The sequence below is a fragment of the Aquimarina aggregata genome (assembly GCF_001632745.1).
GTDB lineage: Bacteria > Bacteroidota > Bacteroidia > Flavobacteriales > Flavobacteriaceae > Aquimarina > Aquimarina aggregata.
In genome coordinates, this window is sequence record NZ_LQRT01000035.1 from 589,669 (window position 1) to 607,514 (window position 17,846).

Consider the following 17,846-nt stretch of genomic DNA (forward strand, 5'->3'; position numbering starts at 1 on the left):
ACAGTTATTAGCTCACCTTAGGCATAATGTTATGTTAAAAAGGCTATTTATACCGCAAACTATATTTTCTATAGAACTAAAACATAATAAAACAAAAACTTCCCAACACATTCTATAGTACAAGAGCATTTAACTTTTTTACTTTGATCTAGAATTATTATAAATTTCACAATATGTACGAGGCACTATTCCATTTTCAGAGTATTAAAAAAATATCCACATCTTCAGATTTACAATTTAACAGGGATTTATGAAAAAACAAAGAAACAGAACTGTTCTTAACCACATTAAGTTAAAGTATAAACTAATATTTAATCTTAAAACTTAATTATGAAAAAATTCTTTTTATTGTTTTTAATTACATCAATCTCGTTTATTTCTTGTGAAAAAAATGAAATTGATAGTGACATTGAAACTTCTGAAATTACTGTTGATTATGACCAAAAATCTGCACTTCAAAGAGATTTTGCTAGAGCTATGGCTTTAGCTCTAAAAGAAAGCATTCCTCTACGGAAATTTATTAAAGATGAAGCATTAAAAATGTTTGACAATGATTATGATATTTTATATCATATGGTAAAAAACAAACAACTATCTGATGGAAAGAAATTAAGGGATGTATTAAAAAAATATTATAAAGATGAAAATCGTCTAGATGAGATAGAGAATCAAGTTCCTCTTCTAACTATTTTAGTACCTACTTTACCAAAAAACTCTTTTTCAGCAGAACTTTGGGATGTTCAAAATGAAGTGCCTGAAGTAGCTATAAGAATGAATAATACAAACCATGTTCCTGTAATTAACAATCTAGGAGAAGAATATATTATAAAAGGAGGTCATATTCCTGGGTTTCCCATAATCGTAATAAAAGAAAATGAGAGAATAGTTTATAATAGTGGACTGACTAAAGAAAATCGCTATCTTAAAGGAGCTGAATTTTCAACAAAAGATAATAGAAGCTTTCAGTTTTTAAGTGATGCTTTCGATAGATCTAAAGTACAAAATATATCAAAAAGAAGAACGCGAAGGCTAGATCAGAAGATATTAGATGCATATGATATATATAAAAATACAGATGGATGGCATAGGGATTATATATATTACGATCTAACACAAAATAACACAAGAGATCAATTTTCTTTTGATTTTCAAGAGCATATTACAGATTTTGTTTTAATAGATGCTATGAACGCATATCAAAAGATTGCTGACCAAAGTGGTGAACCCAATTACCTAAATTCGAAAAAAGAAAACTCATCAGGTTGGACCGGAGGGTTTTTTGAATTTAAAGTAAAGGTTTTAATAAATGCACGTAATGGTGTTGGAGAAGAATTAACAACATTTTTCACTGCTAAACCTGAAGAATTATTTCTTATTGAGTATAGACAACTTACTGAAAATATAAATATATATGTGTTTGAATCTATATACTCTAAGACAAAAAGGATGATGCTTCCGCTTTTTAACTGGGATTTAAATCAGTATGCTTCATCAATAAAAATAGAAATAGAAGAAGTCGATTTAACTGAAACAACGACAATTACTGATACAAGACTTGTGAAATTTGCGAATAATTTCTCTATTGATCCAACTGACGGCATACTAAAAAAAATAGGCCTTAAATTTGGAGCTAGTCTAGAACAAAATGTTTCACAATCGGTACAGAAAAAAATCACACAAGGAAATGATGAATTAGGTGAAGTAATTATTAATTTCGCAGATAATGTTTACACTGGTAAAAAACATAGAAGAAGGTATATTACTAGACGATATTATACAGGGTTATTTGGAATAAGTGTAGAACCTATCAGGGTACAAAATTAATTGTTCATAAATATTCTTAGAACAGCTTTAAGTCCGAAAGTCCACTGATAAAAAACTGGGAATCCTGAATATGTAAATATAACTCTGAAAACAAGGTTATATTTACATATTCTAAAATGGTTGATTTTGCATATTCAATGTATAAGAATTATTATTTAAGTAATTTCTTCACAACTGTAACCCTCGTATTTTCTGAAATTTCAATAAGGCATTTCCATCAGTAAGGCTAGCTACATAATTACTTATACTTATTAAGCGACTATATAAATTTTCATTTTTATAATCAAAATTTTGACCTTCTGCCCTTAAAATAAGTTTATCATAATTTGAGCTCTTGTTTTGATTAAAATTATCGGTAGCCACGCAATATCGATCCAGTAGTGTTGCCAGAATCTCATATCCCGCAATTTCCTTTTCTGTTACTTCTTGACTTTGGTAAATTTTATCTACGCTAATTTTAATAATATCATCAATTTGGGCCTCGTATTTACTCTTATCAATCAGCGCCATATCAAATTCTCCTGATAATATCTGTTCTTCATGATCAACAAACACACTAGCTGCTTCCTGTATTAAGGTATTAATTGCCAATGCTCGCAAATAACTTAATCGATCTGCGGTAGTAGCTAATTTATTATATTTTGATGTATTGATCGTATCTTTAACTAATTTGATTAAGTACTCTAAGGCGTACTCTTCATCAATTAATCCTAGATTTATACCATCTTCAAAATCGATAATGGTATAACATATATCATCTGCTGCTTCAACCAAAAACGTTAACGGATGACGACTGTAAGTAACCTCACCTCCTATCTTATATTTTACTAAACCTACATCTTCTGCTACTTCATCAAAAAAAGATTTTTCATTCTGAAAATATCCAAATTTTTTGTGAGCGATATGTGATGTTGGCTTTTTAGGCAGTGATTCTTTTGGGTATTTCATAAAAGCACCCAAAGTGGCATAAGATAGTCTGAGTCCGCCTTCTATACCTTCTCTAGACTCTGTTAAAATTTTAAACCCATTAGCATTTCCTTCAAAATCAATTAGATCTTGATATTGTTTTTCTGTAAGTTGTTCTTTGTATCGGGTTCCGCTACCGGTTTTAAAATACTCTCCTATAGCTTTCTCTCCAGAATGTCCAAACGGTGGGTTACCTATATCATGCGCCAATGCAGCTGCAGCGACAATGGCTCCAAAATCATTAAAACGGTACCCATGAATAGTATCTAAATGAGGATGCTTTTCTAAAATCTTTTTACCCACTACTCTACCCAAAGAACGACCAACAACCGATACCTCTAAACTATGCGTTAGTCTGGTATGTACAAAACTAGTTTTGGATAACGGTATTACCTGAGTTTTATCTTGTAAACTTCTAAAAGCAGAAGAAAAAATAATCCTATCATAATCTACCTCAAAGCCCAGTCGAGTTTCATCCTGTTCTTTACGTAATCTTTTATTTGTATCTCCTTGTCGTTTTAAAGACAGAAGTTGCTCCCAATTCATCATAAATTAAAATTCTAACTATATGTCATAAAAGTAATAATGGTATCAAAGATACTATTATCGCGTAATGTATGATATCATTTTATTCTTTGAATTGGTAATAAAACAAAAATCAAGGAGTAAATGAATTATCACACCAATTATTTCACTCTTAAACAGGAAATACGATGAAATATTTTTATTCAAATTTTTATGTCAAATTTGAGTATACCACATAAAATCAAACTATATGAAAACAGACTATGACATCATTATTATTGGTGGAGGAGCTATGGGTCTTTCGACTGCTGCCGAGTTAAGTACTTCAGGAAAAAAAACTCTTGTTCTCGAACAATTTGGTTTTTTTAACGATAAAGGAAGTTCTGCGGGTCTATCAAGACAGTTTAGAGTTCAATATGCACAAAAGTACATGGCACAACTTGCATTAGACTCTATCCCATATTGGGATAAATTACAAAAATCAACTAAAGATATCCTCATCGATAAAGTTGGTTCCTTATGGTTTGGTGACCCTTCAATTAGTTCTCAAGAAGGTGGTATACAAGCAGCAATAGATGTCATGAAGGAATTAAAAATCCCATTTACAGAGTTAACTGCTAAAGAGATAGAAAAAGACTTTCCTTTTAAAGATTTACCCAAAGATTATTTTGGTTTCTTTCAAGAAGATGGAGGAATTATTGATCTAGGTGCAACCTTAAGAACTTTATTTAATATCGCTAATAGTTCTAAAAATATCGAATTAAAAGAATATGAAAAAGTAACTGATATACAATCTAAAAACGATGGAATAATTACTGTTTCAACAGCCAATGAATCATTTAGTACCGAAAAACTAATTATTACTCCTGGAGCGTATATCAATGACATATTAAAACATTTTGGATTATCTGTAAATGTTGATATATGGGAAATGTCTTCTGCTTACTATAAAAAAATTGAAGATATTAAACTCCCAACGTGGTTCGTTTTTCAAGAACCGCAAAACACTAGTTTATTTTATGGGTTTCCAGAGGTAAACTGGGCCAACCCAGGTTATATTAGAGTGGCTCCAGATATTCCGGACGCTATTTTAAAAGATCCTTCACAAAGATCAGGAAAACCTAGTGAAAAAAGCTTACAACTTAACTCAAATTGGGTAAAAGAGCATATGATTGGATTAAACGATCAGGCAGAATTTACATCTACTTGCTTAATTACACTAAACAATAACAATAAAGAACTCATGATTGACACACTTCCTGAGTGGGTTCATAATCATAAGAATATTATAGTATATACTGGTGGTTGGGCCGCTAAATTTATACCCTTACTTGGAAAAATATTGGCCGATTTAGCTGTTACAGGCACTACCAAATTTGACATCTCTCCTTTCAAAATTCAGTGGCCAGTTGTAAGAGGTGAAATAAGCAATAGATTATTGACTACACAAAGAGAAAATCTAAAATTAGATGTAGCCATTGTAGGTGCGGGAGCTTCTGGTTTATATTCGGGGTATCGTTTGTTAAACGGTACAGACAAAAATGGCAACAAATTAAACTTGGATGTAGGAATTTTTGATCTAAGTGATCGAATTGGTGGAAGACTAGAATCTATCAAACTTCCTGGGATGAATGTTGTAGGAGAATTGGGTGGTATGCGTTATATGACAGAGCAAAAAATAGTTACTGCCTTAATAGAAGATGTGTTTTCTACTCAATATGCTCTAAAGCCTATTGATTTTCCTATGGGTGATGCCAATCATCATTTATTTTATTTAAGGAAACAACGTTTTTTTGCGAATCGATTTTCTCAAGCAAAAATTACAGGAGAGCATTTTGAAACCCGATATTTTGTTGAGGATAAATTTAAAGGAAAAAGCTCTGATGATATATTTACTGAAATTATAAGTGAAGTACTTGAAGCAGACGGATATTCTTTAAAACAAATTCAAGAAAGCCCTTATGCAAGAGAAGTATGGAACGAGGTTAAACAAAAGCTAGTGTATCGATTTCCTGGTCCCTATGAAAATATGCTTGTCTATAAAATTGGCTTCTGGAATTTATTAAAAGATCGTTCTTCGCAAGAATGTTATGAATTTTTAGCTCAGGCAGGAGGATATTATTCTAATACCATAAACTGGAATGCTGCAGAGGCTTTTCCTTATATGGTTGGTGACTTTGCCAGTGATGCTGTAAAATACAAAACCATCGAAGGAGGTTACGATCAGGTTTTAACTTGCCTAGCCGATGATTTTATTCAAAAAGGAGGAAAAATACGTATTAAAAACAGGCTGAAAACTTTTAGAAAAAACCCAGACAATTCGAGTGAATACAAATACATATTAACTTTTTATAATCTCGAAAAAAAGGATACTTGGGAAGTAGAAGCAAAAGACATTATACTTGGGATGCCCAAACGTTCCTTAGAGTTATTAGACCAAGATAATTTCTTCTTTAATATAGACACACAACAGAAATTACACAACAACATGAATTCTGTAACTCCTGAACCTTCTTTTAAAATATTACTAGGGTTTGAGGATCCTTGGTGGGAAAAAGGTTTAGGCGCAAAAGCAGGTGAATCCATTACTGATTTACCTATGAGGCAATGCTATTATTTTGGTGTTGATCCTAAAAACTCACATTCTCTATTTCTAGCCAGTTATAATGATATGAGAACTGTAAGTTTCTGGCAAGCATTAGAAAAAGGAGAGAAATTCCAGACTACAGAAACAAGACTTGTACGTGCTAAAAATACAATATATCCAAATTATGAACACGCCAGTAAGGTAATGGTAGACGAAGTTATGAGTCAAGTAAAAGAATTACACGGTCCAGCTATCGAAATACCGAATCCGTATACTTCTGCTTTTAAAGATTGGACAAAAGATCCTTATGGCGGCGGTTATCACGCATGGAAAAACAATTATAAAGTATGGGAAGTAATGCCATATATGAGACATCCTTATAAAGAAGAAAGAATCTTTATTGCGGGAGAAGCCTACTCTGATCAACAAGGATGGGTTGAAGGTGCGTTTTGTGTTGCAGAACATATTATGAGAGAGAAATATGAACTAGAATGTCCTTCTTGGTTAGATCAGGATTATTATATCGGATGGTAAAAATAAGCTATTTACAGTAAACACAAAAGGGGAAGTATCCTATGAAAACTTCCCCTTTTTCCCTATTATAAATTGGATCTTAAGATCCACACATTAAACAGTCGTCTCCTTCGCCTTCTTTTGATTGTGCTATAATTGCACGAAGTTCTTCTGGAGAAAGCGCTGTTCCTTCTACAGGAACTGGCTCTGATTTTGGTTCTGCTTTAGCAGTTGCTTGCGCTTCCATCACCTGTGCAGCAGCCACAGCTACTTTTTCAGGTTGTACATCTTCTTTCTTTTCACTTTTAAGTGTAAACTTAATAGCATCAACGGCAGATTTTGTTCTTAGGTAGTACATTCCTGTTTTCAATCCACTTTTCCAAGCATAGAAATGCATAGATGTTAATTTTGCCATCGTTGCACCTTCCATAAACAAGTTCAATGATTGAGACTGGTCAATAAAATACCCTCTATGACGTGACATATCAATAATATCTTTCATACTTAGCTCCCAAACAGTTTTATATAACTCTTTAAGATCTTGCGGAATAATGTCTATATTTTGGATAGATCCATTTGCACGCATAATAGCATCTTTAAGATCATCTGTCCATAATCCTAACTTTACTAAATCCTCTAATAAATGCTTATTAACTACTATAAATTCTCCTGATAATACACGTCTTGTATAAATATTGCTTGTGTATGGCTCAAAAGCTTCGTTATTTCCTAATATCTGAGAAGTAGATGCTGTTGGCATAGGAGCAACTAATAATGAGTTACGCACACCATTTTTAAGCACTTGCTTACGCAATTTTGCCCAATCCCAACGACCACTTAACTCTTCATCTTTTATACCCCATAAATTGTATTGAAACTCTCCTTTTGATATCGGAGACCCTTCATAACTCTGGTAAGCTCCATCTACTTTTGCTTCTTCCATAGATGCCGTTACTGCAGCAAAATAAAGTGTTTCAAAAATCTCTTGATTTAATTTTTTAGCCTCATCACTTGTAAATGGTAAACGTAATTGTATAAAAGTATCTGCTAAACCTTGTACACCTAAACCAATCGGGCGATGACGTACATTAGAGTTTTCGGCTTCTTTTACCGGGTAATAATTACGATCAATTACTTTGTTTAAGTTTTTAGTTACTCGTTTTGTAATTCTAAACAGTTCTTTATGATCAAATTCTCCATTTTTCACAAACATTGGTAATGCTATAGAGGCAAGATTACAAACTGCTACTTCATCAGGGCTTGTATATTCTAAGATCTCTGTACATAAATTAGAAGAACGAATAGTTCCTAAATTTTGTTGATTAGATTTGCGGTTTGCAGCATCTTTATACAACATATACGGTGTACCTGTCTCAATTTGTGACTCTAAGATTTTCTCCCAAAGTTCACGTGCTTTTATAGTTCTACGTCCTTTACCTTCTGATTCAAAACGTAAATACGCTTCTTCGAATTCATCACTATGGATATCAAATAAACCAGGGCATTCGTTAGGACACATTAATGTCCATTCTGCATCATCTTGTACACGTTTCATGAATAAATCAGGAATCCACATTGCATAAAACAAATCACGCGCACGCATTTCTTCTTTACCATGGTTTTTCTTAAGATCTAAGAAGTCAAAAATATCTGCATGCCATGGTTCTACATATATTGCAAAGGATCCTTTTCTTTTTCCTCCTCCTTGATCAACATAACGAGCTGTATCATTATACACTCTAAGCATAGGTACAATACCGTTAGATGTACCATTAGTTCCTGCTATGTATGATCCTGTAGCACGAACATTATGAATAGATAACCCTATACCTCCTGCAGATTGAGAAATCTTAGCCGTTTGCTTTAACGTATCGTATATACCATCTATACTATCATCTTTCATTGTTAAAAGAAAACAAGATGACATTTGTGGTTTTGGTGTTCCAGCGTTAAATAATGTAGGGGTAGCGTGTGTAAAATATTTTTTAGACATTAACTCATAGGTCTCTATAGCTGCATCCAAATCATTTGGATGAATCCCTATAGAAACTCGCATAAGCATATGTTGCGGACGTTCTGCAATCTTACCGTTTATCTTAAGTAAGTATGAACGTTCTAATGTTTTAAAACCAAAATAATCATAACCAAAATCACGATTATATATAATAGTAGAATCTAATTTCTCTTTATTCTTAATAATCACATCATATACATCATCTGCGATTAACGGTGCTTTTTTACCTGTTCGCGGATTAACATACTCATATAGATCAGTTACTACTTCTGAGAAAGTTTTCTTTGTATTCTTGTGTAAATTTGAGACTGAAATTCGAGCCGCAAGTTTGGCATAATCTGGGTGTGTTATCGTCATCGTTGCTGCTATTTCTGCTGCAAGATTATCTAACTCACTAGTTGTCACCCCATCGTACAATCCTTCTATCACTCTCATCGCAACCTTTACTGGGTCAACTAATGGATTAAGCCCATAACATAATTTTCTTACCCTTGCGGTAATTTTGTCGAACATAATTGGTTCTTTACGTCCATCTCTTTTTACTACATACATACGTTTTTTGGTTTTTAAAACTTTCTTCCCTAGAAGAAAATGCAATTACTTTGTGTTGCTAATTATACAATTTGAATCCCAAAAAATCATATTTCATCTACTAGAAATAAGCTAATAAACAGAATCTTTACAATTCTAAATTAGAATAGCCCTACTACATCAAATATAATTCTCTGACTTTCGTCCCTTTTTGTTGTTGTAACTCGCTTTTAAAAAGCTGTATCAAACTGAGCTAATCTTCATAAAACAGAAGAAATGTTTGTGACTAGCTCAGAATGATTATATTATTAATGTTTGGAGGTAATTTCTAAGAACTAGAAATCGGCATCAAAACTTATTTTGTTCTCTTCGGTATCTTTGTTGAGTACTCCAGCTTTTTGATATTCTGAAACTCTTTTTTCAAAGAAATTAGTTTTTCCTTGCAAGGAAATCATATCCATAAAATCGAATGGATTTGCGGTTCCGTATTCTTTCTCACATTCTAATTCTACTAATAATCTATCTGTAACAAATTCTAGATACTGCGTCATTAATTTTGAATTCATACCTATTAAACTTGCAGGAAGTGATTCGGTAATAAACTCTCTTTCTATATTTAACGCATCTACAATAATCTCACGAATTCTTTCTTTTGGCACTTTGTTTACTAAGTGTTTATTATGCAAGTGTACTGCAAAGTCACAATGAACACCTTCGTCTCTAGATATTAACTCGTTAGAAAATGTTAAACCTGGCATTAGTCCACGTTTTTTAAGCCAAAAAATAGAACAAAATGCTCCTGAAAAGAAAATCCCTTCTACAGCAGCAAATGCTATAAGACGTTCTGCAAAAGAATCAGAATCGATCCATTTTAAAGCCCAATCTGCTTTTTTCTTAATCGCAGGGAAATTTTCAATTGCATTAAACAGTAAATCTTTTTCTTTTTCGTCTTTTACATAAGTATCTATAAGTAGTGAATACGTTTCAGAATGAATGTTTTCCATCATGATCTGAAAACCATAGAAAAATTTTGCTTCACTATACTGAACTTCATTTACAAAATTTTCTGCAAGATTTTCATTTACAATTCCATCTGATGCTGCAAAAAATGCTAAAATATGTTTGATAAAATACTTTTCATCTGCTGTAAGTTTTGTAGACCAATCTGTAAGATCCTGATGTAAATCAATTTCTTCTGCAGTCCAAAAACTAGCTTCGGATTTTTTATACCATTCCCAAATATCATGATGTTGAATCGGGAAAATCACGAATCGATCTTTGTTTTCTTGCAAAATAGGTTCTACGATGCTCATCTTAATTTTTTTTAGCTGTTTTTCTTACAATTTCTCTCTTTCCGCTATGGACTAACAAAGATCAAAAAATACCGTAAAAGTTCTACCAAAAGTTAACAAACGTTTTCAACAAAGTTTTCAACACGAAGTGAATACCATAAAAAAACATAGGCTTAACAATACATTTATAAAACACTGTTAATCAGATATTTATATCTATTTTAAAAAATACAATTATGCCATGTTTTGTTTCAAAAAACTCTTATTTCTCGGCTGCTAACCGTGTTTTTTTAACAAAAAAAACAAAACCTCAAAACAAGTCAATTTACGGCAAAACCGTAACGTTAAAACTGTTGTTTTTCACTAAAAAAACATTAAAAATAAATTTTAATTAAGCTAGGAAATCTAAAAAGTGAAGTTATTTTTTTAGATTTTCGGCAACTTTTTCAAGTTCTAAATACCAATTCTCTCCGAATTTTCGGATCAAAGCGTCTTTAACAAATTTATACACGGGCACCTGTAATTCTTTCCCTAAAGTACACGCATCATCACATATTTCCCATTTGTGATAATTTACTGCTGAAAACTCGGTATATTCTTGCACGCGTATTGGATATAAATGACAGGAAACGGGTTTTTTCCAATCTACATCTCCTTGGTTATATGCTTCTTCAATCGCACATGATGCTATACCTTTTTCATCAAAAATAACATATGCACAATCAGCTCCATTAATTAAAGGAGTTTCAAGCTCTCCATTTTCTGTCTTCACAAAGGTTCCTTGTTCTTCTATAGCTGCAATACCTTCTTCTCGCAAATACGATTTAATTACAGGATATATCTCTTCTAGCTTTTGGGTTTCAGATACTTCTAGCGGAGCTCCAGCTTCACCATCAATACAACATGCGCCCTTGCACGCAGAGAGATTACAGACAAAATCTTTCTCGATAATATCTTCAGAAATAATAGTTTTCCCTAATTGAAACATGCCGCTAAGATAATTCTTATACCAGAGAATTTTTACAATTTATTCACCTTTTTATAATACCTTTATTAAATAAAGGTTATTTACATTTACAAAAAAACTGAAACCATCGCTACATGAACTTCGACCTTAAAGAAATATTAACAGCAAGTATGATCTTATTTGCCGTTATAGATATTGTAGGAAGTATTCCTATTATTATTGATCTACGTAAAAAAGCAGGACATATTCAAAGTGAAAAAGCATCTATCGTTGCTGCCATTATTATGATTCTTTTCTTATTTGTAGGTAAAGAAATCTTAAGCCTAATAGGAATAGACGTTAATTCTTTTGCTGTTGCTGGTTCTTTTATCATTTTTTTCCTTGCCATAGAAATGATCTTAGGTATCCAATTATACAAAGACGATGCTCCAGAAACTGCAGCTGTAGTGCCATTAGCTTTTCCTTTAATTGCCGGTGCAGGTACTATGACTTCAATCTTATCCCTGAGAGCAGAATATCAACCCATTAATATTGTAATCGCAATTATCATCAATATTATCTTTGTATATGTAGTATTAAAAGCTTCTGGAAGAATAGAAAAAGTCTTAGGAAAACAAGGAATTAATGTGGTAAGAAAGATATTTGGAGTAATTTTGTTGGCGATAGCCGTTAAATTATTTGCGACTAATATTAAAGGATTATTTTAAATCTTTAAATCAAACATTTTGAAATATTTTATTTACGCATTAATTACAATTGCGACAGTTTTATTAATTTACAATGCTACACATTTAGAAATTGACAATTTACTTATCGGTGATAGTAAAACAGCTCTTATTGGTATTTTGGCTTCTGCATGTGTTATTATATTATTGCTTATTTTATTAATGTCTAGGCGCATTCAACAAAAAAACACAAAGCGCTAATAACTATTTAAAAGTTCTATGTTTATTTGAAAACAAAGAAACATGCGATAATTACTGGTGGAATAGATATCACCATAAGAATCATAAATAAATTATGAAGTTTTCTGAAAATTAAAGCTCTTTTTAATGATTTCCTGAGCTTTACATCTCCCGAGTTTATATGTTCTCTTATAATATCAGCAGACACATATGAGGTATCTACCAAAATATCATGTTTCAGAAAAATAGCTGCACTATTATCTAGTAGTCTAAAGGCAACTGCTATAATGAAGAAAAAAAGTGGCGAGCAAATTGCTATGGCAGTCAAATACTCAATAAATTCTTTCATACTATGGGGCTTACACCTATTTAGCCTTATAATTGGCCGGTTATTACTCTTCTTTATATATTGATAATACTTTATTAATCATTGCATCGTCTTCATTTAAAATTTTCTCAAACACATCTGTACCAAATAGCTGCTGTGCCATTGTGGCTTTTAAGTATTTCTTAAGTTGTTCTTGATAATTACTTAATCTAATATCAATCCCTATTCTTTTTGCATACGCTAAAAAGCCTTCTGCAAATTCATCATCTATAGTGATTTTTTCATCAAATTCTTCTTGAGATACGCTGTTATAAAATACTCTTTTTTTATCTAATTCTTCAAACACATAACGTCCCATTCGCCCAGTACGAAGCAGATAATTAAGTGTCTCACCAACTCTTGTTGTATCTTTACTTACAAAAAGATCAGGAATTATACCTCCACCTCCGTAAACTGTTTTTCCGCCAGGTGTTTTAAATTTTAAAGAATCTGCTACTTGAATACTATCCGCACTTTGCAACTCTCCGTTCTTATATCGCTCTAAATATTCATTAAAATACTCTTTATTACCATTTTCATATGGTTTTTGTATAGATCGCCCTGTTGGCGTATAATATCTAGAAATTGTTAATCTCACGGCACTACCATCTCCTAATGCCATTTCTCTTTGCACTAATCCTTTACCATAGGATCGTCTACCTACTATAAGACCTCTGTCATTATCTTGAATTGCTCCTGCAAAAATTTCACTAGCAGAAGCTGAGTTTTCATTAAGAAGCACATAGACTTTACCTTCCTCAAAATCTCCATCACTGGTAGCAAAATTATTGTCTATTGCCCCTTTCTTATTTTTGGTAAACATAATGAGCACATCATCCTCTAAGAATTCATCTGCCATTCTTAATGCTGGTGCGATAAAGCCACCGCCATTATCTCTTAAATCTACAATCATGCTATTAGCTCCCTTATCTTTTAGAGAATCTAACGCTATTTTAAATTCTTTATATGTTGTCTCTGCAAATCGATTAATCTTTATATATCCTAGCTTATCTTCTAATAAATACGCTGCATCTACACTTTGCAAAGGCACTCTGCCTCGTTTTACTACAACATCAAAAACACCTTCTCCTTTACGATAGACTTTAAGCTGAACTTGACTATTAAGTTCTCCTTTTAATTTATTAGCCAACCCTTCTCTTTCTAGACTTTCGCCATACAAAGTATCATTATCTGCCATTAATATTCTGTCCCCAGCCTTTATACCAGATCGTTCGCTTGGACCACCTTTGATCGTATTAATAACAGAAATAGAGTCTCTAAAGGAATAGTATGTAACGCCAATCCCAATAAAATCACCTTGCATACTTTCTGTAATGCCTTCTAGTTCTTCTGGCGGAATGTATACCGAATGAGGATCTAAGTTTTCTAAAATCCTATTTACTGTTACTTCTACAATACTATCGGTATTAATATCATCTACATATTCATAATCTATATAATCGATAAGACGGTTAAGTTTTTCCTTTTTGGCATTTGAAGAAAATAGTTTTGCTGAAGGGTTATTAAAATCTAATTTACTACCCAAAAACACTCCTGCTCCAACCGCCAATCCTAAAAATAAAGGCAAGTATTTTTTCGAATATCCCATTTACTGTTCTAAATCCGTAATCTGTTCTATTTCTACTCCAGCTTTAGCAAGAAATGCTAATCCAGAGTCATCTTTATATCCTGTTTGATACACTATCCGTTTTATTCCGGCTTGATGAATCAATTTACTACACTCCTTACATGGTGATAACGTGATGTATAATGTTGCTCCTTTGCATGACTGCGTAGATGAAGCTACTTTAGAGATAGCATTAGCTTCTGCATGTAACACGTACCACTTTGTATATCCTTCTTCGTCTTCGCATGGGTTTTCAAAACCCGTTGGGGTCCCGTTAAAGCCATCCGAAATAATCATTCTATCTTTAACAATAACCGCTCCAACTTTTTTTCGTTCACAATGTGATAATTTCCCCCATTCGGCTGCTATCCTTAGATAGGCCTTATCGTACTTAAGTTGTTTCTTTTTAGGCATAAAATAGAATGACTTGTATTCTCATAACAATCAAAATACGAATATATTATTACCATGTGGCAAATACAACTCTAAAGCTCACTTAATTACCAAATTTTATTTGCAATAAGCATTGGGATCACCATTCCTATTACAACAGATGAGATAACTAAAATCCAATCTCGTTTAGAAAATCTAAAAAATGTTTGCATGATAAAACTTATAAAAATCACTATAAAAACCACAACTATTTGAGACAATTCAACCCCTAATGCAAACTCGATTAAAGGTAAAATCTTTGAGCTCACATTACTGCTTATTGCCTTAAAATAACTTGAAAAACCTAAACCGTGTATAAGACCAAAAAACAATGTTGTTGCATATAGAATTCCCATTTTTCCATTTCTGGAACCTCCCTTAGAAGACAGCACATTAAATATCGCGGTTACTAGTATTGTAACAGGAATCAAAAACTCTACTAATCGTGAATTTACAGATACAACATTGTATGTTCCAAGTATTAAAGAGATGGTGTGCCCTAAGGTAAAGATCGTAACGAGTATCAAAACCTTTTTCCACTGATCGAAGGTATAACCTACAGTAAGCACAATTAAAAATAAAATGTGGTCGTATGCATTCCAATCTAATACATGACTAAAACCTAATTTGACATAAAGCCAAAACTCTGACATATTCTAAAATTTTGAGGTTAGGCTAATGTACAAATAAAAACACGTATCAAAAGTTTAAAGAAACTATAAAACTCGTATGATCTGTCTATTTTTATAAATTATCCATAAAGAAAACCATTAATACCTTTATTTTTTGGTCTACTTGATGATTATCGTTTCTGAAGTTATCTTTTTATAAACCTTGTAAAACACTATAAATACTAATACTCTTAAAAAATCAGCCATATTTAGGGTAACATTTGTCTGCCAATTGTAACTAATAGTAAATCAAAAAAGTATACTTTTGTCAACCGCTTCCTCCAAAAAATTTATTAAAACACTAGTTATGAATGCTAAGATATATAGGCTCAAAGCTTTTAATCTTCAGGAAATGTTATTGGTACTAGCAATTATAGGAATATTACTATTGATTGCGCTACCAAATTTTTTACCCTTAATTGCACAGACCAAAGCACAGGAGGCCAAAATACAGTTGAAAACCATAAGTAATATGGAGACTCAGTACAGGTATTTGAATTCTAAGTATTCTATTGATTTTACAGAAATTAATTATGAAGCCCCTGCTACAGTTAAAAATGGTGGCACTGCAAATTATAGTTATGAAATTATCGAGGCATCTGTTTCTAATTTTAAAGCTAGAGCAACCGCAGTTGTAGATTTTGATGGTGATGGGGTCTTTAATGTATGGGAAATTGACGAAAAAGGTAGCCCAAAACAAATTGTAAAAGACTAATATGCTAGTTTTAAAAGGACTTATTATATTTAATCTGGGATATATTACTTATCAGGATATCAAGAGTAGAACTGTTTATTGGTTTCTATTTCCTACTCTTATGCTTTTACTTGGATATTTACATTACTCAAACACGCAACAAATACAATTCTTAACAGCTATTGCAATTAATATTACTTTGGTTTTAGCAATACTAGCTATACTATATTTATATACTGTTTTAAAGATAAAACGTCCATTTTTTAAAGAAGTTTTCGGATTAGGTGATGGGTTGTTTTTTCTAGCTATTGCATTAGCTTTTCCTACGATTTCTTTTATTATCCTATTTGTATCTGCTCTTATTTTTTCATTAGTAACTTGGTTAGTTTTAAAAAATAAGGCATTACATAAAACAATACCACTCGCTGGATATATGTCGGCTTTTTTATTGTTTATTTTCATAGGAAATTGGACAACTAATTCTATTAATTTATACCTGATTTGATGAGTAACGATACCTTTAAAATACCTGTTACTCTAAAACAACTGATCACCTCAAACCAGGCTTTTCATTATAGAGCCGTTCCTATTAGTCATGATGGTGAGACTATTCATTTTAAAACAGATTCAGAACATATAGAGAGCTTACAACAAGAACTTTCAATCATTCTAAATCAGAAAATTGTTTTAATTCCTGAAACTCAAGATAATCTACAGTCTTATTTAACCTTAAATTACCGCAAGGCTAATGCTACTCAAGAAAAATTACACTACGAAGATAATTTTCTTCAAAAATTAATTGCCACGGCAAAAGATTTTGGCAGTAGTGATATTCATATGGAGCCCTATGAAAAATTCTGCAGGGTTCGATTTCGCTTAGATGGAAAACTAAAAGAGCAATATACCATTGCTAAAAAAGAATTCCCACAACTAGTCAATCAAATTAAAATACAATCGGGTTTAGATATCTCTCAAAAAAGATTAGCTCAAGATGGCCGTATTACCTTTAAAGCAGGGTCTCAGGAATTTGACATTCGAGTATCTACAATGCCAACTCTTTATGGAGAAAAGATAGTATTAAGATTACTTAATAGAGATACGCAACAAGTACAGTTAGACGATCTCGGTTTTACTAAAGCCGAATTAGCATTGTACAGAGAGGCTGTAAAAAACCCTCAAGGAATTATCTTAATATCTGGTCCTACAGGTTCTGGTAAGACCACTACTTTATACGCCACTCTTAAAGAGTTAAACAAAGAAGTTTCTAACATACTTACGATTGAGGACCCTATAGAATATACTTTAGAAGGTGTTAATCAAGTACAATTGCGTGAGGATATCGACTTTGATTTTCCTGCAGCACTTAGAGCATTTTTACGCCAGGATCCAGATGTTATCATGGTTGGTGAAATCAGAGATGACAAAACCGCTAATATGGCTATAAAAGCAGCTTTGACTGGACATTTAGTACTATCAACGATACATACTAACTCTGCTTGGGCAACAATTTCAAGATTGATTGACATGAATGTTCCTTCATTTCTTTTGGCCAGCACTCTAACCATGAGTATAGCACAACGTTTGGTAAGAAAATTATGCCCGCATTGCAAAAAAGAAAAAAATGTGGAAACAAAAGATTTTCCTATAGGATTTGAGATTCCTGAAACTTTACAAAAACACTTTGTAGCAGTGGGCTGCAATCAATGCTATCAAACTGGGTATTTAGGCAGAAAAGCCATTTATGAAATACTACCCATTACTAAAGAACTAGAAAAAACAATACGACATAACGAATTACAAATTGATGATTACCTAATAGAAAACAATATTAACACCTTAAAAACTAATGCAATCCGTCTTGTTATAGAAGGGCACACCTCTGCCGAAGAGGTGTATGCATTATTAGGAAGTAATTGATCCATTTGATTTTA

Annotated in this window: 14 protein-coding genes; 6 read left to right on the plus strand and 8 right to left on the minus strand. The window is 32.4% G+C overall.

Annotation, left to right across the window (positions count from 1 at the left end):
• The first annotated feature begins 330 nt into the window (after nucleotides 1-330).
• Nucleotides 331-1,824, plus strand: coding sequence for a hypothetical protein (locus tag AWE51_RS20860; RefSeq protein ID WP_066317723.1), 1,494 nt, complete (start codon nucleotides 331-333; stop codon nucleotides 1,822-1,824).
• A 168-nt stretch (nucleotides 1,825-1,992) separates the two neighbouring features.
• Here the strand turns inward: AWE51_RS20860 and AWE51_RS20865 are convergent, their stop codons facing one another.
• A complete protein-coding gene (locus AWE51_RS20865; protein ID WP_066317834.1) occupies nucleotides 1,993-3,336 on the minus strand; it encodes a deoxyguanosinetriphosphate triphosphohydrolase in 1,344 nt (447 codons plus the stop codon).
• A gap of 229 nt (nucleotides 3,337-3,565) precedes the next feature.
• Here AWE51_RS20865 and AWE51_RS27055 point away from each other — a divergent pair, with 229 nt between their 5' ends.
• Complete coding sequence (locus AWE51_RS27055; RefSeq protein WP_232517422.1) at nucleotides 3,566-6,436, plus strand: FAD-dependent oxidoreductase; 2,871 nt, start codon at nucleotides 3,566-3,568, stop codon at nucleotides 6,434-6,436.
• A 79-nt stretch (nucleotides 6,437-6,515) separates the two neighbouring features.
• Here AWE51_RS27055 and AWE51_RS20875 read toward each other — a convergent pair whose 3' ends face one another.
• From AWE51_RS20875 to AWE51_RS20885, 3 genes are all read right to left on the minus strand, one after another.
• Nucleotides 6,516-8,981: a ribonucleoside-diphosphate reductase subunit alpha gene (locus tag AWE51_RS20875; RefSeq protein WP_066317726.1), complete on the minus strand. Its 2,466-nt coding sequence runs from the start codon at nucleotides 8,979-8,981 to the stop codon at nucleotides 6,516-6,518.
• A 314-nt stretch (nucleotides 8,982-9,295) separates the two neighbouring features.
• A complete protein-coding gene (locus AWE51_RS20880) occupies nucleotides 9,296-10,273 on the minus strand; it encodes a ribonucleotide-diphosphate reductase subunit beta (RefSeq protein WP_066317728.1) in 978 nt (325 codons plus the stop codon).
• Nucleotides 10,274-10,670: 397 nt separating this feature from the next.
• On the minus strand, nucleotides 10,671-11,240 hold the full coding sequence (locus tag AWE51_RS20885) for a DUF3109 family protein (protein WP_066317730.1): 570 nt from the start codon (nucleotides 11,238-11,240) through the stop codon (nucleotides 10,671-10,673).
• Between the two features lie 113 nt (nucleotides 11,241-11,353).
• On the opposite strand from AWE51_RS20885, the gene AWE51_RS20890 reads away from it, so the two are divergent.
• Nucleotides 11,354-11,926, plus strand: coding sequence for a MarC family protein (locus tag AWE51_RS20890; RefSeq protein WP_066317732.1), 573 nt, complete (start codon nucleotides 11,354-11,356; stop codon nucleotides 11,924-11,926).
• A gap of 241 nt (nucleotides 11,927-12,167) precedes the next feature.
• On the opposite strand, the gene AWE51_RS20895 is transcribed toward AWE51_RS20890, so the two are convergent.
• From AWE51_RS20895 to AWE51_RS20910, 4 genes are all read right to left on the minus strand, one after another.
• Complete coding sequence (locus AWE51_RS20895) at nucleotides 12,168-12,473, minus strand: hypothetical protein (protein WP_066317735.1); 306 nt, start codon at nucleotides 12,471-12,473, stop codon at nucleotides 12,168-12,170.
• A gap of 43 nt (nucleotides 12,474-12,516) precedes the next feature.
• The gene (locus tag AWE51_RS20900) at nucleotides 12,517-14,100 is read right to left on the minus strand and encodes a S41 family peptidase (protein WP_066317742.1); all 1,584 of its coding nucleotides are present in this window, start codon (nucleotides 14,098-14,100) and stop codon (nucleotides 12,517-12,519) included.
• On the minus strand, nucleotides 14,101-14,532 hold the full coding sequence (locus tag AWE51_RS20905; RefSeq protein ID WP_066317744.1) for a deoxycytidylate deaminase: 432 nt from the start codon (nucleotides 14,530-14,532) through the stop codon (nucleotides 14,101-14,103).
• An 86-nt stretch (nucleotides 14,533-14,618) separates the two neighbouring features.
• Complete coding sequence (locus AWE51_RS20910) at nucleotides 14,619-15,203, minus strand: HupE/UreJ family protein (RefSeq protein WP_066317745.1); 585 nt, start codon at nucleotides 15,201-15,203, stop codon at nucleotides 14,619-14,621.
• A 325-nt stretch (nucleotides 15,204-15,528) separates the two neighbouring features.
• Here AWE51_RS20910 and AWE51_RS20915 point away from each other — a divergent pair, with 325 nt between their 5' ends.
• From AWE51_RS20915 to AWE51_RS20925, 3 genes are read left to right on the plus strand one after another with little or no spacing between them, the layout of a single operon-like run.
• On the plus strand, nucleotides 15,529-15,936 hold the full coding sequence (locus tag AWE51_RS20915; RefSeq protein WP_066317747.1) for a prepilin-type N-terminal cleavage/methylation domain-containing protein: 408 nt from the start codon (nucleotides 15,529-15,531) through the stop codon (nucleotides 15,934-15,936).
• Nucleotide 15,937: 1 nt separating this feature from the next.
• Nucleotides 15,938-16,420, plus strand: coding sequence for a hypothetical protein (locus AWE51_RS20920; protein WP_066317749.1), 483 nt, complete (start codon nucleotides 15,938-15,940; stop codon nucleotides 16,418-16,420).
• Nucleotides 16,420-17,832 (plus strand): GspE/PulE family protein, encoded by a 1,413-nt coding sequence (locus tag AWE51_RS20925; protein ID WP_066317752.1) that lies wholly within the window; start codon nucleotides 16,420-16,422, stop codon nucleotides 17,830-17,832. Before AWE51_RS20920 ends, AWE51_RS20925 begins: the two co-directional genes overlap by 1 nt.
• Nucleotides 17,833-17,846 lie beyond the last annotated feature (14 nt).